At 41.7% G+C, this 22,561-nt stretch carries 16 protein-coding genes and 1 riboswitch; of the genes, 6 read left to right on the top strand and 10 right to left on the bottom strand.

Annotation, left to right across the window (positions count from 1 at the left end):
* Positions 1 to 24 precede the first annotated feature (24 nt).
* The 4 genes from EXT43_RS15225 to EXT43_RS15210 form a co-directional block, all read right to left on the bottom strand.
* Positions 25 to 2,103 carry a S9 family peptidase gene (locus tag EXT43_RS15225; RefSeq protein ID WP_063529593.1) on the bottom strand — a complete coding sequence of 693 codons (2,079 nt, stop codon included), beginning with the start codon at positions 2,101 to 2,103 and terminating at the stop codon, positions 25 to 27.
* Between the two features lie 297 nt (positions 2,104 to 2,400).
* Positions 2,401 to 2,970: a hypothetical protein gene (locus tag EXT43_RS15220; protein ID WP_062566323.1), complete on the bottom strand. Its 570-nt coding sequence runs from the start codon at positions 2,968 to 2,970 to the stop codon at positions 2,401 to 2,403.
* Between the two features lie 107 nt (positions 2,971 to 3,077).
* Positions 3,078 to 3,161: riboswitch (cyclic di-GMP riboswitch) on the bottom strand.
* Between the two features lie 134 nt (positions 3,162 to 3,295).
* Entirely contained in the window at positions 3,296 to 6,433 is a 3,138-nt protein-coding gene (locus EXT43_RS15215) for an efflux RND transporter permease subunit (RefSeq protein ID WP_054562956.1), read from the bottom strand.
* Positions 6,434 to 6,442: 9 nt separating this feature from the next.
* A complete protein-coding gene (locus EXT43_RS15210; RefSeq protein ID WP_054562957.1) occupies positions 6,443 to 7,615 on the bottom strand; it encodes an efflux RND transporter periplasmic adaptor subunit in 1,173 nt (390 codons plus the stop codon).
* A 265-nt stretch (positions 7,616 to 7,880) separates the two neighbouring features.
* Here EXT43_RS15210 and EXT43_RS15205 point away from each other — a divergent pair, with 265 nt between their 5' ends.
* The gene (locus EXT43_RS15205; protein WP_130167356.1) at positions 7,881 to 10,391 is read left to right on the top strand and encodes a zinc-dependent metalloprotease; all 2,511 of its coding nucleotides are present in this window, start codon (positions 7,881 to 7,883) and stop codon (positions 10,389 to 10,391) included.
* A 44-nt stretch (positions 10,392 to 10,435) separates the two neighbouring features.
* On the opposite strand, the gene EXT43_RS15200 is transcribed toward EXT43_RS15205, so the two are convergent.
* A complete protein-coding gene (locus EXT43_RS15200) occupies positions 10,436 to 11,050 on the bottom strand; it encodes a PQ-loop domain-containing transporter (RefSeq protein WP_130167355.1) in 615 nt (204 codons plus the stop codon).
* Positions 11,051 to 11,321: 271 nt separating this feature from the next.
* On the opposite strand from EXT43_RS15200, the gene EXT43_RS15195 reads away from it, so the two are divergent.
* Complete coding sequence (locus EXT43_RS15195) at positions 11,322 to 12,461, top strand: hypothetical protein (RefSeq protein WP_130167354.1); 1,140 nt, start codon at positions 11,322 to 11,324, stop codon at positions 12,459 to 12,461.
* 1 nt (position 12,462) lies between these two features.
* Here the strand turns inward: EXT43_RS15195 and EXT43_RS15190 are convergent, their stop codons facing one another.
* From EXT43_RS15190 to EXT43_RS15170, 5 genes are all read right to left on the bottom strand, one after another.
* Positions 12,463 to 15,285 carry a hypothetical protein gene (locus EXT43_RS15190; protein ID WP_130167353.1) on the bottom strand — a complete coding sequence of 941 codons (2,823 nt, stop codon included), beginning with the start codon at positions 15,283 to 15,285 and terminating at the stop codon, positions 12,463 to 12,465.
* A gap of 85 nt (positions 15,286 to 15,370) precedes the next feature.
* On the bottom strand, positions 15,371 to 15,613 hold the full coding sequence (locus tag EXT43_RS15185) for a hypothetical protein (protein WP_054562962.1): 243 nt from the start codon (positions 15,611 to 15,613) through the stop codon (positions 15,371 to 15,373).
* A gap of 79 nt (positions 15,614 to 15,692) precedes the next feature.
* Positions 15,693 to 17,225, bottom strand: coding sequence for a PH domain-containing protein (locus EXT43_RS15180; RefSeq protein WP_130167352.1), 1,533 nt, complete (start codon positions 17,223 to 17,225; stop codon positions 15,693 to 15,695).
* A complete protein-coding gene (locus EXT43_RS15175; RefSeq protein WP_054562964.1) occupies positions 17,218 to 17,751 on the bottom strand; it encodes a PH domain-containing protein in 534 nt (177 codons plus the stop codon). Before EXT43_RS15175 ends, EXT43_RS15180 begins: the two co-directional genes overlap by 8 nt.
* 61 nt (positions 17,752 to 17,812) lie before the next feature.
* Complete coding sequence (locus EXT43_RS15170; protein WP_130167351.1) at positions 17,813 to 18,664, bottom strand: D-hexose-6-phosphate mutarotase; 852 nt, start codon at positions 18,662 to 18,664, stop codon at positions 17,813 to 17,815.
* A gap of 329 nt (positions 18,665 to 18,993) precedes the next feature.
* Between EXT43_RS15170 and EXT43_RS15165 the strand changes: the two genes are divergently transcribed.
* From EXT43_RS15165 to EXT43_RS15150, 4 genes are all read left to right on the top strand, one after another.
* Positions 18,994 to 19,479: a MarR family transcriptional regulator gene (locus EXT43_RS15165; RefSeq protein ID WP_054562966.1), complete on the top strand. Its 486-nt coding sequence runs from the start codon at positions 18,994 to 18,996 to the stop codon at positions 19,477 to 19,479.
* 105 nt (positions 19,480 to 19,584) lie between these two features.
* A complete protein-coding gene (locus tag EXT43_RS15160) occupies positions 19,585 to 20,904 on the top strand; it encodes a porin (RefSeq protein ID WP_062566332.1) in 1,320 nt (439 codons plus the stop codon).
* A 155-nt stretch (positions 20,905 to 21,059) separates the two neighbouring features.
* A complete protein-coding gene (locus EXT43_RS15155) occupies positions 21,060 to 21,530 on the top strand; it encodes a sigma-70 family RNA polymerase sigma factor (protein ID WP_130167350.1) in 471 nt (156 codons plus the stop codon).
* 11 nt (positions 21,531 to 21,541) lie between these two features.
* A complete protein-coding gene (locus tag EXT43_RS15150; protein ID WP_130167349.1) occupies positions 21,542 to 22,486 on the top strand; it encodes a FecR domain-containing protein in 945 nt (314 codons plus the stop codon).
* Positions 22,487 to 22,561: the final 75 nt, after the last annotated feature.

The following is a 22,561-nucleotide window of genomic DNA, read 5'->3' as shown; positions in this document are numbered from 1 at the left end:
TTTATTTACTTATTTATCTAAGCCTTAATTCGGTAATAAAGCAATAAAAAACGCCATTTCTAATGCCTTTTCCTCAAGGCTTTTAAAGCGACCCGATGCGCCACCATGGCCTGCATCCATGTCGGTTTTAAATACCAAAATGTTGTCATCGGTTTTAAGTTCACGCAGCTTAGCAACCCACTTCATTGGCTCCCAGTATTGCACTTGAGAGTCATGGAACCCCGTGGTAACAAGAATATTAGGGTAAGCCTGCGACTTGATATTATCGTACGGCGAGTAAGCCTTAATCACATCATAAAACGCAGGATCATTTGGGTTACCCCACTCGTCGTATTCATTGGTCGTCAGTGGAATACTCTCATCAAGCATAGTGGTTAGCACATCTAAAAATGGCACATGACAACCGATACCTAAATAAAGCTCAGGTGCTTGATTAACAACAGCGCCCATTAATAAACCACCAGCACTGCCACCAGACGCGAAAACTTTTTCTGGGTGTGCATAGCCTTGCTCAGTAAGCGCATGAGTAACATCAATAAAATCGCTAAAGCTATTTTGCTTATATTGCTTTTTACCTTGCTCATACCAATGACGACCTAGCATTTCACCGCCACGAATATGTGCAATCGCATAAACAAAGCCGCGGTCAAGCAAGCTTAGTGAGCTGCTTGAAAAGCTTGGATCGATGGTAATGCCGTACGCGCCATAGCCATATTGCAGTACTGGGTTAGTGCCATCTTTATTAAATTTATCAATACGATAAACCAAAGAAACCGGCACTTGTTCGCCATCCCTTGCAGTAACCATTAAACGTTCTGAGCGATAATGCTCTGGGTTAAAATCCCCGAGCACTTGCTGTTGTTTTAATAAGGTTTTGTTACCTGTTTTTAAATCAACATCATACAAAGAACCTGGCGTCGTTAAGCTTGAATAGTAAATACGCGCAGAGCTCACATTCGGCTCAGGGTTCATGGCAATAGCAGCATAATAGCAAGGGTCATCAAACTCTAAAGTAAGACGCTCTGCTTGCTGATCCACTACCACAAAACGTGTTTGGCCAAGCTCTCGCTCGGTGAGGATAAGGTAGTCATTGAAGATTTCGACCCCTTCTAACAATACGTTTTCGCGATGCGGTGTATGCTCCTGCCAAAGACTTTTATCGGCAACGGTGCTTTGCGTCGCGGTCATTAAGCGAAAGTTTTTCGCTTGCCAGTTGGTAACAATGTAAAAGGTATCACCTAGCTTATCGACATCGAATTCATGGCCTTCTTCGCGCGGCATTAAAGCGCTAAATTCACCCTCTGGGTTATTCGCATCAAGCACCCAAGTATCGTTTGTTTCTGTGGTCGCAAGGTCAATAATAATAAGGCTTTCATCGCGGCTTTTGCCAAGCCCCATAAAGAAGCTTTTATCTTGCTCTTCATAAACAAGTACGTCATCAGCTTGCGGGGTGCCTAAAACATGGCGGTAAACCTGAAAACCCAATAAGGTTTGCAGGTCTTTTTTCACATAAAACACCGTTTTGTTATCATTAGCCCACACCACTTGGCCTTCGGTGTTTTCCAGCACATCACTAAACATCTCACCGCTGGCAATATTTTTAAAACGCACAGTATATATACGGCGACCTTCGGTATCTTCTGAGTAAGCAAGTAGCTGCTCGTCAGGGCTAATAGCCACTTCGCCTAATTCATAAAATTCGTAATCGCCGGCTAATTGATTTACATCTAACAACAAGGTCTTATCGCGCGCTTCTATTGAGCTGCTGCGATAATGGCGCGCATATTCATCATCACCACGTACTTCTGAGTGATACCAATATTGACCATCTTTTACCGGTACCGTGTTGTCGTCTTTTACAATACGGTCTTTTAGCTCATTGAATAATTGTTCGCGCAGTGGCTTTATGTCGGCTAGTTGCTTATCGCAATAATCGTTTTCGGCATTTAAGTGCGCTAATACATCCTCATTTTCGCGCTCATCATCACGCATCCAATAATAGTTATCGGTGCGAGTCTGTTGGTGAGTAGTTAATTGCTGAGGCTGTTTTTTTGCAACAGGAGGATGCGCTAATAAAGACAAAGAATACGAATTTGACGACACAAGAAAAAACCAAAATAAAAAAACGAATTGCTAGCAGTTTATCACAGAATTATACCAATCCGCTTAATTAAGTAGTCTATTTGAGGCAATGAAACCTCGTTGATAACAAGGCAAAAATTTCGTTATTTAGTTGTTCTAAATGAGAAATTTTTAACGTAGTTAGCGACAGGTTTAATCCCTCAAAATGATTAAGTATTATTGCGGGTTGGTATAAGTATTATTGCGGGTTGGTATTAAAAAAGCCCACTCAAATTGAGTGGGCTAAGCAATGCTAAAATAGCATTTAGGGGGAAACTGTTAATGCGATACTTGCTGCCAAGCCATAGCCCAGCTTTTTCCTACGCCTGGCTCAAACAGCGGGTTGTGTGAATCTTTAACACGACAAAACTCGCTAAATGGCCACGGTTTGCACATATAAATATGGCCCGTTTTTGGCTGCAGTACTTTAACACCTGCACTGTAATCGCTGCATGCTTGTGGGTATATATAGTCATAATCTTGCAGACTATCTTGCACTCGCTCTTTACATTTTGCGATGCAATTAAACGCCACTTTTACATGCGTAATGCCCGACCCTTCAAGGGCATAAATTTGGTTTGAACGGTACGCAACCACTAAACCTTGTTCAGTCATTTTGCCCGCTTTTACCAGCGGAACATGCACGTTTATATGCTCGGCAACAGAACGTGGCCAATTATGAGGCTCACCCTGATCGGAACTACTGATCGGGTATTCGAATGATAAATCGACTAGCTCTCCTTGCATGTCATAAAAGGTTACAATCACCCTATCTCCAACAAACAGTTGGGTATGATGATTTAAGCAACCAATCGGCAACCACTTCCCGGAGGCCATTGACGTATGCATAAACAAAATATCACCCTAAGAACAACTAATAGGCATTATCTAACAACCGAACAAAATAAATACTTTTAGTTTGAGGCAAGTGAACCAAAGCACTAGATTATGTGCTTATCAGCGGTCCCGCTATCATAGTTTAAAACCTTAGACCGGAAACTTTGCGTCCTAACCTTTCAGTTAGTTTGCCAAAAACAAGACTGAGTATAATCGTGACCGAATCACAAATCAAACAAAAGAATGTAACCAAACGTCTTATATAGCAAATAGTTACTAGCAAATGCGTTAGGTACAAAAAAGCCAACCTCTTGGTTGGCTTTTCGCGAATGGGTTATTAATCCCTTGCTAGCTTTCTTCTGGTCGCGACTCGGTGCCCTGCACGGAATACATTCAAGAAGCCATTACCCACATCACTCATTACAATATACAAACAAGGTACTAGTACTAAAGTGATTAGAGTTGCAAACATAACCGCAAAACCAAGTGCTACTGCCATTGGAATTACAAACTTAGCTTGCAAGCTGGTTTCGAACATAATCGGTAGTACACCGGCAAAGGTTGTAATTGATGTCAGGGTGATTGCTCTAAAGCGCGCACAACCTGCTTCAATAACCGCTTGGCGAGTTGAAATACCTTCGCGGCGTGCTTGGTTTACAAAGTCGGTCATAACTAACGAGTCATTAATTACAACACCCGCTGCAGCAATCAAGCCAAAGCCCGACATCAAGCTAATATCTAACCCAAACCAGAAGTGACCCCAAATTGCACCGGTTAAGCTAAATGGAATAACCGACATAACAATAAGAGGCTGCGAATAGCTCTTAAGCGGCACTGCAAGCAAGATATAAACTAAGATCATACCGCCGATAAAGAACATGATTTGCTCGTTAGCTTGCGCTTGTTGTTCTTCAATAGAACCACCTAGCTCAGTTTTAACTGAAGGGTATTCCTCTTTTAACTGCGGTAATAAGTTCTCGTCCACTTGCTTAACCACTTCACCCGGTTCAATCGCTTCTTCATCGATACTGCCGTAGATATAAACAGTACGATAGCCACCTTCACGGCGAATATAGCTAATACCTGGTTTTTCGTTCAGTTCAACAACATCACCCAGCATCACCTCTTGGCCTGCAGGCGTTGTGATAACAGCGTGCTTTAATGATGCAAACGCTTCACGTGTTAGTTTCGGGTAACGAACCATAACACGTACTTCTTCACCGCGACGAATAACACGCTGAGCTTCACCACCGTAGAAGCTTGCACCTACTTGGTTAGCAATGTTGGCAAGGTCTAAACCTAGATCATATGCCACAGGTTTTAAGCTTAATTGCACCTCTTTGCTCGCCGGATCGATAGTCGAACTAATATCAAATAAGCCTTTTTGCTGTTGTAATAGTTGGATAAAACGACGACCTGCCTCATTTAAGGTATCGATATCTGGGCCGTAAAGTAAGTAACCAAACTCACCATCCATACCACCGCCATTTACATCATCGTAAATTTGCAGTGATTTCACACCTGGGATGCTTGGCATTTGTTCACGCCAACGACGAGATAGTTCGAATGCGTTATACGGGCGAAGCTCTTCATCTACCAGCGGAGCAAGTAATTGTGCTTCAGTACGACCTTGGTTGAACACTAAGATATCGCGAATTAGCTTTTGACCAAATTCACGTTCGGTCTCTTGGTCTACCTTGTTAACCATGGCTTCGATTTCACGAATAGCATTAATTGTTTGCATATCCGAGGCATTTTCATTCATTTCTAAACGAATTTGCGGGAAGTCATGAGGTACTTTTGGTGTTGGTACCACACGCACTTGGTTTGATGAAATTAAGCCAAACGTCAAAATCAATAAACCGATAAACGCAAATAGCACAAACCAACGCCACTCCACACACAGCTCAATAAAACGCTTATATGGGCCATTTACAAAGTTAAAGAAACGTTTGTTAAAACGCGCTCGCCAGCTATTTGGGTTAATTGGCGGGAACTTAGTGTGGGCAATGTGTGCCGGTAAAATAAGTTTCGATTCAATCAAACTGAATATCAGACACAGAATAACCACCACGGCGATACCGAAGAAGAATGCGCTTTCTGGACCACTTGATAGTGTAAATGGTGCAAATACAGCAATTGTTGTTAAAACACCAAATGTTGCTGGGGTAGCAACGCGTTTTGCGCCATTTACCACGTTTACAACACCACCGCCTTTTTTCTCAATTTCGGTGTAGGCACTTTCCCCTATGACGATGGCATCATCGACCACGATCCCCAGCACCATAATAAAGGCAAATAACGACACGATATTAATACTGATACCAAATAATGGCATCATCATCATTGCACCTAAGAAACACACAGGTAAACCAATCATTACCCAAAGTGCCAACTTAAAGCGCAAGAAGATAGACAACATAATGGCAACCAAGATAGCCCCTTGGAATAAATTGCTTTTCATCATGTCTAAACGGGCATTTAGGTAGTAAGTCATGTCCATTAATGGCTCAAGACGCAAGCCCGCCGGTAGCTCTTTATTCTTTTGCTCAATAAACGCTTTAACTGAATCAGCAACCGGGATCATGTTTTGTTCTTTGGTTGCTTTTACTGATAAATAAACGGCATTTTCACCATTAAATTTAAAGTAGCGTTCACCTTCTGTGAATTGGTCTTTAATCACAGCGATGTCGTTTAGCAGCACTTTCGCGCCATTAGCACCAATTTTTACTGGGATCTGGCGGAACTCATCACCGCTGTAGTATTGATTTTCAACACGTACCGAGATAATACCTGCGTCAGTACGTAGTTGACCTGCCGAGATATTCGCAGAGTAACGACGTACTGCACTGGCCACCTCACTTAAAGTAAGGTTGTATTGACGTAGTGAATCAGGGTCAATTTCAATTGCAATTTCATCAAGTGGTACATCGTTTTGCACCAGTGACACATTAGATAACTGCAGCAATTCATCTTCAATTTTATTTGCAACTGGCTTTAACTCAGTAAGTGGAATATCACCTACTAGCGTCATACCAATCACATCTTGGCGAAACTCAACCTGACTAATCGTCACCGGCTCCATTCCCGCAGGGAAAGTCGCAATACTGTCTACCCGTAGCTTCACTTTATCGAGTACATCAGTGAGCTCTGCATCTGTGTTGATCTCTAAACTTGCACGGCCACTATTTCGAAATGAGCGATATACACCACGTTTAATCTCGGTTACATCTTTTAGTGACTCTTCAATCTTGATCAGAATACTTTCTTCAATTTCCTGTGGTGAGGCCCCCGGATAATTGGCTTGTACTTCAATATAGTTAATTTCAACATTTGGGAACATCTGGCGCTGAATAGTGAAATAACTAATGATCCCCATGATGATGATAAACACCATCATTAAGTTAGCAGCGACCGAGTTATTGGCAAAATAAGCAATAAGGCCAGACTGTTTTTCTGTGTTTGTATCAGTCATAGTGCTACCTTAAAGCTTTTCAACCGCTGCAGTTTCTGCATCGCTTGTCATTTCTTTCATTCCAGCAACCTTCACTTCCATACCCTCTTGCGGGTACTCAGGCAGCGTCAGAACCAACTGGTCATTCACTTCAAGGCCATCGCTAATGTAGAAATACTCACCCTCTTCACGCACTACAGTTACTTTACGTGGTTCAAGTTTATTCTCGTCGTTCACAATCCACACCGTCTGGTTATTCACTAAAGACTGCGGTAAACGGTAGATATTTTGTAATGTTGCACCGGCAAAGCTCACTTGTACGTAAGCACCAAATTTAATTGGTTGTACGTCATGCTTTAAGCCGTATGGGTCATCAACACGAACAACTAAGTTGCTCATACGCGTCGCGTTATCAACTACGCCTAGGTCACGGTCAATTTCGGCTTCACGAGTAAAGCTATTTAAGCCTTTATTGATGATGGTCGCTTTAACGCCTTTTAAGCGTTTTGGCAAAAATACACTATCGAAACCAGCAATTGGTACAATGATTTCTGCACTTTCAATATTGTTAATTTCAGCAACTTGGCTACCCACATTGATGTATTGGCCGACACCAATTTCACGGCTGATCACCAGCGCATCGTAAGGTGCTTTCACCTCACAACGAGCAAGGTCACGTTCGGCACGTTTTAATGCAGCTTGCGCTGATTTAACAGCGGCTTGCGCGCTTAAAACTTGAGGTTTACGTAGGAATAAGTCTGTGCGCTCACGTTCTGGGTAACGTCTTGCTTCATCCTCTGCCACTTTAGCTTGTGCTTGCTCTTCGATCAGTGCCGCTTGAGCACTAGCAAGTGACGCTTCAGCTTGTAGTACAGCTGCTTCGTAGTTATCTTTTTCGATGGTAAATAACACTTCACCACGCGCTACGATGCCACCAGCAACAAAATTTGGATGCCAGCTTGTAACTTCACCAGCCACTTGCGAGGCAAGTAAGGTACTTTCAAGCGGTTTCACTTCGCCGTAACTATTAATAATCACTTGATGATCATCACTTGCTACTGGCTCAACCTGTACTAAAGGACGCACATCAACTACATCCTTGTCTTTAGGCTCTTGAGCAATCGCGTTGATTGCTTTAAAACCAGCAACACCAACGATTAATGCAACAAACGGTAATATCCATTTTAATAAACTTGTGCGCATAACTTACACCTATAATATTTTCACTGGCCCTATCATACCAAAGCTGACAGAAACATTAATGTGACATTTGTAAGGAACTGTTACAAAAACAGATAAATTGGCAACACAAAAACCTAAACTTATCTAAGAACAATTTGTTACAAACAAAAGCCACATAATATCAACAGCTTACAAAACCACCTTCACACTTGTTAACAAACAGCCTTTTATCAAGAGGTTAATTCATTAAACTTGATTGAGAAATAATGAAAGGAACGAGTTAACAATGAAAATAACAAACATTGCGCTGGCACTAAGCTTAGCGTTTGCCATGAATGGCCACGCCGCCGAAACAAAAAAAGAAGAAAAGAAGCCAAAAACACTGGCTGAAATGATCAAAGATAAAAGCGAGTTTGCTGGTGTTTTCAGCATTTACCAAGATGCAAAAACCGGCGATAACTTAATGGTGATCGACCAATCTCAACTTGATACACCATTTGTGTACTTTGCTCACACCGTTGATGGTGTTACTGACGCAGGCCACTTCAGAGGGGCATACCGCGAGACAAAACTAATTGAGTTTCGTAAATATTTTGACCGCATTGATATTATTAGCAAAACACCACGCTATAAATTTGATGAAAACTCAGCCTTAGCACGCTCTGCCGATGCCAACATCAGCGAAGCTGTGCTTGCGAGTATTAAAATCGAAAAAGAAGAAGACGGTAAAATTGCTTTTAAAGTTGATAAGCTCTTTTTAAGTGAAGCACTGCATAAAGTGTCACCTTGGGCAAACCCAAAAGATAAAAATGCCAGCAAACGCTTTAAACTTGGTAAGTTAAACGACAAAAAGTCGCGTATTGTTAAACAGCGCCCTTACCCAAATAACCTAGATGTTGTGGTGGATTATGTATTTTCTAATGCTAACCCAACAGTACGAGGTTCAAAAGCCGTAAGCGATCCTCGTAACGTTTCAATTAAAGTACAGCATTCATTTGTCGCGCTACCGAAAAATGATTATCAAGCTCGCCAAGATGACGCGCGTATTGGTTATTTCACTAACGAATTCGACAATATGACATCAGCGGATTGGGCACCTTATGAAGATGTCATCAAGCGCTGGGACTTACAAAAGAAAGACCCGTCAGCGGCACTGTCTGAGCCAGTTAAACCGATTACTTGGTGGATTGAAAATACTACCCCGGTTGAGTGGCGAGACACTATTCGTGATGCCGTACTAGCATGGAATAGCTCATTTGAAAAAGCAGGCTTTAAAAATGCCATCGAAGTAAAAGTACAACCTGATGACGCCGATTGGGATGCAGGCGATATTAACTACAATGTATTGCGTTGGACTGCATCACCGCGCCCTCCATTTGGCGGTTATGGTCCTGCCCTTGCGAACCCATTAACCGGTGAAATCTTAGGCTCTGACATCATGTTAGAGTATGTTTTCATGAAAAACCGTTGGATGTACGACACCTTATACACTCAAGGTGCAGCCACGCTTGAAACTAGTCAAAGCAGCACAGATTTACATTGCTCACTGGGCCACAGCATTCAAGAAAACATGCTACTTGCTAAAGGCTTAGGCACAGGTGCGAGCATTGAAGACAAAGAGATTTTACGCCAAGGCTTAACTCAGCTAGTTTTACACGAAGTGGGGCATACCCTAGGTCTTAACCACAATATGAAATCATCTATTTTGTGGGATGAAAAAGAAGTTCACGATAAGAGTAAAACGCAAGGTATCGTAACGGGTTCAGTTATGGACTATGCACCAGCAAACATTGCCCCTATTGGCATGCAACAAGGTGATATTTTCCAAACAAAACCTGGCCCTTACGATGATTGGGCAATTGAATACGGCTACAGCCAAGCATTAGCTGATAAAGCCGCTGAGCAACAACGCCTTGAAAAAATTCTCGCTCGCTCATCTGAGCATGCTTTAGCGTTTGGTAATGATGCTGATGACATGCGTGCCCCAGGCCGCCATATCGACCCACGTGTAATGATTGGTGATATGTCATCTAACCCTGCCGCATATGCTGATGACCGTATGGAACTTATCAATAAGCTGTTTACTGAACTTAAAGACAATGCCACGGTTAATGGTGAGTCATACCAGCAGCTGGTTACCTCAGCGAACATTTTATTTAGAAGCTACAGAACACAAGCAGGCGTGGTATCTCGTCAAATTGGTGGTGTTTATGTAGAACGTAATGTGGTGGGCGATGACAAAAATGGTGCACCATTTACGCCAGTGCCACTTGAGCGCCAGCAACATGCAATGCAAGTGTTAGCCGACAAAGTATTCTCGCCAAATGTGCTTGCTAGTATGCAGCCACTGTATAACTACCTGCTACAGCAACGTCGTGGCTTTAATCATTATGGTAAGAACGAAGACCCTAAACCACATGGCATGATTTTAGGCATGCAAAAGCTGGTACTTGCTCAGTTGTTACACCCAGCGGTCATGCTGCGTATTTCAGACAGTGCAATGTATGGCAACGAGTATTCACTTAACCAATTTATGAATGACTTAACAGCAAGCATTTTTGTAGACAGCAAAAAAGCAAATACCCTAAGTCACAATCTACAAGTTGAATATGTGAATCAGCTAATCGCGATTGCTGGTTTAGGCAAAGCGAGCAAGCACGATAACTTAGCCAAAGCTGCCGCGCTTTATCAGTTAAATCAAATTGCTGATTTGAGCGTGCCATGGGGTGCAGACACCGCAGCTAAAGCACATAAGCAATATATCGATCGCTTAATTAGTAAAGCACTTGAAGCATAAGTAAAACTACACAAAAAAGGCTGCCACTTGGCAGCCTTTTGTTTTTAAGCCATTGCAGGGCGCGATTTATAATACTGAATACACCCTAGTTGTGCGGCATTAGTCAGTAGAATCATTACAAAGGTCAGTATGTGAGACACACTCGGTGTCGTCATAGCAAGCTCGGCAGCAAGGCCGCAGCTTCCAGCAACAAACTGTAGGCTAAAGTAGCGCGCACTTAAATTACTAATATCACCACTTTTAATGGTTTTATAAGTCTGCGGCATAACACGAATAGAGCTCATGACTAAACCTACATAGGTTAGCCAGTTAAGCACTGTTGCTGTTTCATAATGAGGGTTAAGCAACAAACCAAAAGGCACGACCGACATGGCTAATAACCCAGCTAGCTGCATGCGTTGCTTTCGCGCAGCGTTGTAACGAACAAAGTAGTAAAGAATCACACCACTTAGCATGCCGGTAACAACAAACGGCAAAACCATGTAAAAACGCTGAAAAAATAGGTTAAAGGTGATGAAATATAAACTTTGCGCAACACCAAAGCTCATCATTAACAGCGAAACGCCCGACACACTGCGATTTTTACGGATCTTATTTAAAAGCGGATAAAAGCTAAACGCTAAAATAAAGCATGAAATAATCGGCAAAAAGTGCGCCAAAACAGACCTCTCTCGTTACAATTTAGTTAATAAGTTAGCAGTTTATAAATCGCCCATGAAATTACAGTAAACAACTGTTTTTAAAGCAATTTAAAAGAGCGCGGCATTGTAATGAGGGCGTTTTAGAATGCAATAAAGAATAAAAAATAAACAACTGTCTATTGGCAAGATATCCGTACAAGCTGTTTACAGCTGATGACACTAACGACTAACTTGAATAATTAATGTGATCTGGGTACATTGATTAAATAGTGCTCAGGAGGGTTAAGCCATGAAGTCAATTTTATATGCGCTTGTTTTAAGTACTTTTTTAGTTGGATGCAAGAGTACAAAACAACAACCAACGCCACCACCAAGTGTGGCCAGCTTACTCAATGCAGCACACTTTAAACACGTTGAACTTAGCGACCCAGAGCTCTTTAAGCTCCCTGCAGATGAGAAGAAACGTTTTCTTGATTATTTTACCAAGCGTCAGGGTAGTGATTTAAGAGATGACCAAATCCTATATCGCTATTTAGAGAATAAGCTCACCAATTTTAATTACTTTAGCGCCACACTTAATGCCCAGCAGACTCTTCAAGGTCATCAAGGTAACTGTATTAGCTTAGCAATTTTAACCCATGCTTATGCTCAACTAGCAGGACTTCAAACAAGCTTTCAAGCGGTCTCCAGTGAGCCTGTTTATAGCAAACAAAATAACATAGTGTATGTATCGGGCCATTTTCGCACCAAAGTCTACGCCCCTTTAAATGAGGACGATAATTACTTGGTGCCGCCAGGCACAGTAATCGATTACTTTCCTGCTCGTGGTAGTTTTTACTCTGGCCGCGCTGAATTAAAAGACTTAATTAGCCGTTATTACAGTAATTTAGCTGCAAAAGCACTGGCCTTGAAACAATTCGACTTAAGCTATAGTTATATATTAAAAGCCAATGAATACACCCCAAATGCAGCAGCACTTTATAATCTAGCTGCCGTTTTACATCGCCAAGCGGGTGATTTAGCTGGAGCAAAACATATTTATCAAACAGCAATGCAGCATGGCTTTAGCGATACAAATTTACTACATAATTACGCAGTGCTGGCCGAGCAACTGAATGATCAAGTTTTGGCAGAGCAGCTCAATTCACAGTTAGCGATGCTAGAGCAGGATCCATTCGAGTTACTAGCAACGGCAATTAACGCCCGTAACAATGGCAAGCTTTACAAGGCAAAGCAACAACTTGAAGATGCTATTGCATTAGCCCCTTATTTATCTGAACCCTATATAGAATTAGCGATTATTAGTTTTCAGCAAGGTAATGAGCAAAGCAGTAAGGAATGGCTAGAAAAAGCCATTGAGATAGAAAATAAAGACGAAAAACTGGCGCTATATCACGCCAAGCTTTTCGCCTTAAAAGACCAACACTAGGCTATAACGAGTAATAAAAGCTTAGCCAAGCCCGTAAATCATTTTCAAAGTCGTCGCCTTCTACCCGGGCGACGCCAAAATCAAGGTTTACATCGTTCAAACCTGCGGGCCCCATACCAAAGCTAAAGTCTCCCCGCCATTTTAGCCCGTAACTTTGTGCATAAACTCGGTTATCGACCTGATGCTGTTGGTAATAAAGCCAAGGTAATGAATCTTTGTAACTAATGCCCCCGCCATAACCTTTATAGCGGTTACCTGATTGACTAATAAACGGCAACTCAGGGGCAACAACAAAGCCGCTTTGCGTGTCATTATTAATTAAGTTTGACTCATAACCGCCAAGTGCAAGAATACTGTCATCGCGATATTGCTGTGCAAAATTAACATAAACAGGAATATCAAAAGCATAACCGCTCAATACGGTGGCAAAGTTATAGCCCTGCCAATTATTCGAGTTAGCATCACCGGATAACCACTGAGCACTCACAGACTGAGCAAAACCGTATCGCTGTCTATCATGTTGCCATTTTTGTTTAAGTCCAAGGGTTAACCATTGATCATCCCCCTTACTAAAATCACTGTAGTTATAGCTCAAACTCGGTGTAATACTAAGCTGCTGAAACTGCAACGGGTAGCTCATGGCTAAATGCGCCCCAGTGTTACTTATCTTAACCGGTATTTGTGAATGGTACTGTTTTGCTGATTCAAGGTCGTAATCAAATAACAGCGCTTTAAATTTTAAATCAAACGCTGAGTACCTAGCGGCCGCGAACACCCCTTCCAATGCTTTGTCATGTAAATCAACACTGTAGCCTGCTTGTAAATCGAGCTGCTTTAAAAAGTCGTTACTTTTGACCCCAAGGGTAAGCAGCGAAGATGATGCCGAGTAATACTGAGATGCCAATGAAAAGGTGGGTTTTTGCTGCCAAATATCATAATCGGCTGGCTCAGTTGGGCTTTGCGGGTAGATTTTAGCCTCAGGTAATACTTCGCTCGTTACTTGCCCTCGTGGTGGCGCTGCACTTTTAGCAAATTCAACAACCTCTAACCCTTGTGGTTGCTCAGCAAAATGCTTGATATTCGGCCCTTCAGCAGTGATCGATAAATACAAAAGTTCACCATTATTCATTGCCATTGGGTGTGCAATAGCTTCTTGGCCTTGCGTTAATTGTCGTAGTGAATTGCTTTGTAGATCATAATGATATAAATCGAGAGCTTTATTTTTACCAGCGACAAAATAAAGCCCTGTGCCATCGGCTTGCCAATTAGGTTGTGACACATACTGATAACCATCAGGCATAGGCACTGCTATTGATTGCTGAGAGTTTACATCTTGTATATACAACTGCCAATTAGCATTCAATGTCGCTTTTAAATAGGCAAGTTGTGTTTTATTAGGGCTTAGTAATGGATAGTCATAAACCGTTTCTAGGCTTTTCTCAAATAAAGGCGTAGCGACACCCGTATTGAGGTCAAGGCGCACTAGCTCCGAGAAACCATGCTTCGTTTGCTCAGCATAAACCGTTTGCCCGTTATCACTGATACTAAAGCGGCGCAGCCCTGCATGATGGCTTAATGCAGTTACTTTACCTGTATCAATATCATAGCGGTATAGATCAGAAATACCTTGAATTGAGCCTTTACCTACGGTTGTTGTAGCAGTGAAAAATAGTGTACTTTCATCTAACCACTGCGGATTTTTTATACCCTGCCTATTAATTTGGTGAAGCACATGTTTTTGCTTACGCTTAAAAACACTGGGGGCTTTATCTGCAATATCAGCAGGGTCATCATCGAGTAACGCTTGTTGCTGCTTCGCAAAATCATCAGCAGCCTGTTGATTGTCATCAGTGCTATAAATGACTAAGCGGGTTTCGTCATCTTTGTTGCGCTCAACAATGGCAAGCTTACTGTTATCTAAACTTAAAACAGGGTTCGAGGCGTATAGATCAAGCTCCAACCAAAGCTTACCTGTAAGTGTTTGCTCACTTACCTCTTTAGCCATTGCTTTATAAGTATATTCTGCAATAAAACGGCGGTAGAGGCGTTCAGGTGAATCGCCAAATACGCCGCTAAAGGCCTCATTAAAATCACGCGCTTTAACCGCTTGCATGCGCGTCCAAACTGCATCAAGGGTTTGCGCTGAATAGTTCTCTTCGAGCCAAGCAAGAAAGCGAGATCCCATTAAATACGCCATTGAGCCAGCTAAATAGCCCCCTTCGGTACTACTTAATTGGCTATATTGTGGCAATGCACCTTGCTGGGCAAATTCAACCAGTATTGCCTCTGAAAGGTTATCGTATAAACGACCCCGCCCTGTCATTTTCGACTCCAGCAGCGTTGCATACCCTTCAGCAGCCCAGCGCGGCATTTCGCCTTCAACTAAGTCGTAAATATCCCAACTATTACGAATAGCTTGGCGCACGTCACTTCGAGTAGGCTGAGCAAGGTGCACCAAATGAATATATTCGTGCAAAATTAATAACTGCTGCCAACCATCGGTGTTAGAAATCACCGTGTCGGATTGTGGAGGCGTAGTAAACAAAGCCATTAAAGGCTTGTTAGTCACCGGTAAAGCAAAGCCATTGGAGGCGTTAAATGGGTCAAAAACCAGAACATCGACCACTTCATCAAGAGCACGATTTTGCTGTTTTAGTACCTTATCGCGAACAATTTCAAGCTCTGTTGCCGCTGAACGGGCCCATTGCTGATTCTCAGTACTAAAATGCACATTAAAGTGCTCGGTATGAATAGTTTGCCAAGTCTCTTGGCTTGAAGCGTGGCTAGCAGCAAGTAGTGCCACAGTTAACAGAGCTTTTTTCATCACAATCCTTGATTAGCAAGTTGCTTAATTTAAGGGCTAGTATGCGATGCTTTTTTAAAAGGCTGAAGTTAAAAAGTGTAAGAAATTACTCGATTTTAAGTGGGCGAACCAAGCCTAGTAATTGATAAATAATAAAAATAGTCACGGCAAACATCAGGCTACTTCTTAATGCACCGAGCCCCGCAATGACCAAAGCTGCGGTTACGAGTAAAGCAATTGCTGTAACGGCAACACTCACACATAAGCCCTTACACTCCTGCTGCGAACGTGCATAACAAAGTAAGGCAACAACACCTGAAATAGCTAAAATAGGTAGTAAATAAATCATTGCGCACCCGTGATTATTGACGTTGCGCTAGTATACCTCGATATTAAAATGAGTCAATGATATTGAGAACCATTTTCATTTAAAACCAATTCCGCTCAACGCCTTCTATTTCATATAGGGCGAAATCAGCAAACTGCTCAGCCAGCTCTGCTTTTAAGTAAGGCATTAATACAGAACCAGAAGCCAGTTGTATATACAAGCTTTTAAGCTGTGATCGGCGCATTAAATAAGTGCTTATTGTAGTGACGCTTTGCGCTTTATAGATTTCAAAAACACGATACTGCACACCCAGCATACCGGTTTTAAATACGGCAAAAAAACGACCGTCATGTTGATACATAGCCAAACCCGTTTTTTGATAATTTAAAAACACACCGATCATCAAAACTAAGCCTACGACACTGTTCCACAGCATCGTAACAGCATCAAATAAGGCATTGAAAATTAAAGCAGAAAATACAGTTGGCAGGATCACATAGAAAAACGTATTTTTATAAAGTAAAGCTCGCTCAGGCTTAATAAAGTTAAGCTCTGTTAAATCAACAAACCATGGAAATAACCAGCCACACACGGCTTGCACTTGCTCTTTAGTGATTACTGGCATCACTAACGTTTGTTTATTTTTATGTGCCGCAACCCCAGCTGCCATACCACCACTACTCACTTGTGGGCAAATTAAGGTATAGCGATTAAGGAGCCTAGCAATAATATTTTGTTTGATTTGCACACTTTGAATTTTCGACACGCTGATCGAGAGTTGCTGGCGCTCAAATAAACCTGCCACACGCTTAAACTTATCGTCCTGAAAATACAGCTGAAAGTTAAAAAAGCGCACTAAGGCCATGACAACAGAAAGTAATATGGCACATAAAACAATAACAACAACCATAATTAACACAGCGATTGCAGCAGCACTACCAACAAAAGCAGCTTGCTCATTCAGTATGGCCTCTAGGCGGTTTATGATGGTTTTTTCGAGGTACTCAAAAATCACATTCATAAATGGAGCAAGTGCGGCCAATGCTAAAATTGCCATGTTCGACATCAAACCAAACTTAGCAATTTCAGCATTGCTGATCGTTAAGGTTTTCGGTTTATCTGTTGCTTCGTTATGCTCAACAGGTAGCTGCTCTTGCTGTTGTAACTGAGCCTTAAATTCCATAACTTGTTCACGAACTTGCTCGGCATAACTAAGCTTAACTCCCGGGATCACAGCTTCTTGAGCACTACTACCGGCGGCATCGAAAATACAATTAACTAAATTAACTGGCTGAAAATAAAAAGGCTCGGCAATGTTTACGTTCTGTACTCGAGCAAATTTTAGGGTTAGCCGCTCTTTTTTAAATACCCCTTTATTGAGCAGTATTTCGTGACCATCTGTTATGCGGTATTTAAAATTACGATAATAAGCAAAGGCATACAGCACTAAAACTAAAGAGGCTACGGCAACAGCTATTTGCCCCCAAAACAGCTTTTGCTCAACTTGCGTAACAAATAACACCAAAATTGGCAGTAAATTAAGTAGCCCATCTTTTATGAAGCGCAGTGCAAAGTGAACAATAAAATACAGTAGCGCCCATGGCGACACGCGTTGCCATTGTTGATCACTCATCGGCAAGCTCATTTTCTTGAGTTGCTGCATTATCACCATAACTTTGCACGAACTGGCGAACATCATTGCATTGCTCGTCCGTTAACCCACTGATATGTAAATCAGCACTCATGCCACCCGCACTGTAAAGCCTGAGTGTTGCGAGTCCTAACTTTCGCTCAATTGGGCCGCGATGAATTTCGGTGTGTTGCACGCGAGATATAGGCAATAAAGTGATTTGTTGCCAAATTAAACCTCGCTTAAAGGCAATATCATGCTCTCTTACTGCCACCCCTTTAGCGCGAACGCTGTAAAGGTTGTAAACCATCGACAGTATTACCAACAATGGCAAAACCAAAAGCCAAGGTGTAGCAATAGCTTCGCTAACGGCAGGATTAAAGTGCCGTACTGCAATGATCACGGCCATCAGAGGCACATAAAACAACAACCAATTTAGTTGTACATGCCATATCGCATTATCTGCAAGTGGTTGGAATTGAATCGTTTGATGCTTTGGAAGGGTTTCTATTTGTTGATTACTAAACACGGTAATTCCTTGTAAAGGCCAGCTGTGCCGGCCTTACGTGCTAACACTGAGTCGTTATAAATTATACCCAGCGTAGTTTTGTTGCAAGTGTATGGCTTGCTCCTGGCGCAAGTTCAACACTATCATCAAGGACATTAGCCGCTTCTAAACACAGCATGACGTGGTATTCGTCATCAGCAAAATTAGAAAGACGTTTTGATTTATCTATCCATGGGTTCCAAAGTACACAGGATGTTGAATTTTCGCGGCCTACTTCAATAATGCCATCAGGTGTAATGATACGCTGAGTGTCTTTTGCTTCGGTGTAAACCATATCTGTTTCACGCGCGAACGACACTAATTCATTTTGCTCAAATGGACCTTCAGCAAATTCAATGTATTTCGCGCCTTGCAGACCATCTACTTTTGTTTCTTCAATTGCTGGTGTTGGGAAGTACGTGTGCAGTGCTTGAGTAAACTGTACTGTTTGGTTATCTAAGTTCGTGGTTGTTAAACGCATCTCTAAGCTAGAGGTTAAAATAAACTCAGCCAATAACTTAGTTTTATAAGGCCAATACTTTTCATCAACTTGCGTCATCGGCAATGACAAACTGATATAAATAGAATCGTCTTGTTCTTTTACTTCTTCTGCGCGCCATAAACTTGTGCGAGCAACACCATGAGCTGGCCAGCCTTCATGTTGGCTTACTCCGAACCATGGCCAACAAATCGGAATACCGCCTCGCACACCTTTGCCCTCTTGGTAATCTTCTAATTCTGAGACCCATAATAGTGGCTTTTTATCGGTTGGCGTGAACTCAGTGATCTGCGCACCTTGCAGAAAAATAGTTGCGCTACAAAACTCACTAGCAACTTTAATAAATTCAAGCCCGGTTTCACTTTGCTCAATCGTAACTGATGGCGATAACTTCATAATTCGTCCCATTTAATGAAAGAAAAATCCACCTTACCCAATGCAGTGGCTTTTAGTAAATAATATTTAGTTATTTGTATAAATTGTTTTACTACAAAGTGATGGTGTCACCTCGTAGTTGCATTTTAAGTGTTAACAACAATTACTCCATCTAAATTTTAACTTTTGCTTTTTAATTTCTGCTCTAATTATTTTAAAAGCACAAAAACAACCTTTATGGCCATAAATTATAAGCAATATAGTCATTATTTATTTGAACTCAATTTATTAGATGTGTAAAATTTTTTGATTGCGGTTGCTCCACGCCGCCTTATTTAAGAGACAGAAACATGCAAAAGTATGACGAGCTACTAGTGTCGCTGCGTAAAGTGATCAGAGCCATCGACCTTCATTCAAAACAGCTCAATAAAACCTCTGGCTTAACAGGCCCACAATTACTGATTATGAACGAGGTTGCACAAACCGATGGCATAACCGCTAGTCGCATTGCACAAAATGTAAATCTAAGCCCAGCGACGGTTACTAATATCTTAGACCGTATAGAAAACCGTAACCTGATCACCCGTGTACGTAGCCAATTAGATAAACGCCGAGTTAGTTTGCATCTCACAGAAGCGGGTAAACAGCTACTAGATCAAGCACCTCAGCCTCTGCAAGAACACTTCATTGAAAAGTTCTCAGCACTCGATGAGTGGGAGCAAAGCTTACTACTTTCATCAATGCAACGTATTGCCGCAATGATGGATGCAGATCAGCTTGATGCCTCACCTCTGCTTGAAGTTGGCGCAATCACCAAGACATTAGAACCACAGTAAAAATTAAAACTGATTGATTAATATTAATTTTCTGTGTCTAGTCTTGGGTTCAGCATGATTATCAACTATGCTTGGTAGTACCCATTCCAACACTAGCGAAAATTCATGCTTAAACTATCAAAGTTAGCCCTCGCAATAGCCTTGGGCACAACTTCAAGTCTTAGTCAGGCATCTGAAATTGATGACCTTCAAAAGCAGCTGCAATTGCTGAAACAGCAAATGCAACAACTGCAAAGCAAACTTGATGCTGCCGAAGAAAAGTCGCAGCAGCAAGCCGAAAAACAAGCGCAGATTGATGCACAAGTAGCAAAACAGCAAAAGCAACTTGAGCAACAAACAGCAGCTGTTGAAGCTCCTAAAAAAGAATCTGGCATTAAGGTCGGGGGTGCAGTACGTACCAACTTCAGCCATACATCTTATAACGATGGTAATAAAAACCGCGGTGGTGACTTCGATTTTGACATCTTCAGGCTAAATTTTGCAGGCGATGTCGGTGATGTGCAGCTTAACGCTGAGATCCGTTTTTTCGATTACATGACTGCAGTCAAGTATGCCTATGCAGCCTATGACTTTGCCGAAGACTGGCAGGTACAGGCAGGTATTACCAAAGTGCCCTTTGGTAACTGGCCTTATAACTCACACAACTACTTCTTTGGCACCACTTACTATATTGGTCTTGAAGATGACCACGATCTGGGTGTGCTATTCAAGCGCAAAATTGCTGACAACTGGCAAATTGATCTGGGCTTTTTCAAAAATGATGAGCTAGGTGGTGTTGATGGTTACGTAAGCGACAGAAGCGACCGCTACTCATATGATGTTGTTGGTTTCCGCTCAGCTGATGAAGGTGTATATGCCGAACCAACCAATGCGATTGGTGAGTACAACACCTTCTCTGGTCGTTATGGCTATCATTTTGAGCATGACGGCGGCACCACCGAGCTAGGTGTTTCTGCGTTATCGGGTGGCTTGCATGACGGTGAAGATAAAGCCGGCGATTACTACGCTTGGGCTGTGCACTTAAACAGTACTATTGGTCCATGGAATTTCCAGCTCCAGCATGGTGAGTATAACTACGATATCGACAACGTCGACCGTATGGCCGTGGGTGCTTATGCGTTTTACGATAGTATTGCCGCAGAAGCGACCATGACTAATGCTAATATCGCTTACAGCCTGCCTGTAGAGTGGGGGCCGGTAACAAACCTGCAGTTTTATAATGACTACGGCATCATTTATGACAAGTCAGATAACAGCGAAGATACATGGATGAATGTAACCGGTGTATCTGTTGCCGCAGGTGGCTTATTCACTTACTTTGATTTTGTACAAGCGAAAAACCAACCATTTGTTGGTGGTTCAATTGCTGGCGACAGCGACGAGACTGAAACCCGCTTCAATATCAATATAGGTTATTACTTTTAGTAACCCTATTGCTCCATACACCTATTTAGCCCAGCCTTGCGCTGGGCTATTTGTCACACCTCAAACCAGTTATAAATGCAAACGAAAACTATTGCCATTTAGTTGACTGACAGCTAGTATCCTTTTCCTTTTTAAATTACCTAAAAAGGTGACTTTTGGAACGCTATTACGCTGAAGTTTTAAATTACATTTCACGCTCCGTTGGCTGTAAAGAAAAGGCGCAAAACATTGTACAAGAAGCCTACTTAAGGATACTGAATCATAAGAAAAACAATCCAAATCATGATTCAACCCAGCAGCGTGCTCTATTTTTTACTACAGCAAAAAACATTCTTATTGATCAGTATCGTAAAAAGCGAAAAGTAACCGAAGAGGTTGAACTAGATCTTATTGCTCCCGCTGACTTTGAGCCAGAATCAAAACTCGCGGCACAGCAACAACTCAAGCAACTTTACCAATGCATTGAACAGCTGCCGCAAAAAACAAAACAAGCCTTTGTACTTTATAAGTTTAAAAATCTTAGCCAACATCAAATTGCATCGCAAATGAACATTTCTGTTAGTATGGTTGAAAAGCACCTAGCAACAGCCATGATGTTATGCCGTGAAACACTGAATAGAAAATAGGAAAGTATACAATGGACCGTCAGCAAACATTATTGCAAGAGCAAGCAAATAAGTGGCTAGAACAGCAAAAGTGTGGCTTTACTACAGAACAAGAAGAGCAATTTCAGTACTGGCTTTCACTAAACCCTGATCACAAGGCTATTTTCGAAGAAAGTAAACAAATAGACGGCTTGTTAGCACAGTTTTCAGAACAAGAAATCGAGAACCTATCTACATCAAAAGTCTTTCGTTTTTCACAAGCAAATGTATGGATGGCAACAGCAGCATGCTTAGCGATATTCATGATAAGCCTGATCAGTTTCACATTATTGCCCCAAACTGAAAGCAGCGATTACAGTGCTCAATATAGCTCAGCAATCGGTGAGCAGCTTAAAGTAAACCTACCAGAAGGCTCTAAGCTATATTTAGATGCACAAACAATCCTAAACGTTAATTTTAATGAGCACATTCGCTCTAATACCTTAGTAAAAGGGCGAGCCTTATTTGATGTCACGACAAACCCCAAGCGACCATTTATCGTCAATACAGATACCACTAAAATAACCGTGTTAGGTACTAAGTTTACAGTCGATAAAAAACCATTAAACACACGCATTCGCGTCTCGCATGGTAGAGTCAAGGTTCAAAGTAATCAGCATACTGTTGAACTAATACAAGGTCAGCAAGCCTATGTTAATGAGCAAGGTATCTCTGTTGAAAATATCAACCCAACTCTTATTGATGCATGGCAACATGGGCGACTAATTTTTGACAATACACCTCTCAATGAAGTTTTTGTAGAGTTCAACCGATACCATGACAGAGAATTTAAATTTGCCAGCAATGAATTGAGCCAACTACCTTTGTCTGGAACATTTAATGCCTCAGAATTGGATAATTTTTTAAAATTATTACCCCATGTAGTTCCTGTTGAAATAAAAACAGAAAAAGATCAGATAATTATAAACAAACTATAATTTATAAAGTTTTTATTGAGGGATTCTCATTCTCATTCGTTTTCATTTTAGTTAGTTAATTACTTGGATGTAAAT

This window comes from Pseudoalteromonas sp. CO109Y, from assembly GCF_004208935.1.
GTDB classification, from domain to species: Bacteria; Pseudomonadota; Gammaproteobacteria; order Enterobacterales; family Alteromonadaceae; genus Pseudoalteromonas; species Pseudoalteromonas shioyasakiensis.
The sequence above is the reverse complement of the archived record's forward strand: the minus strand, read 5'-3'. Positions and strand labels throughout refer to the sequence as shown.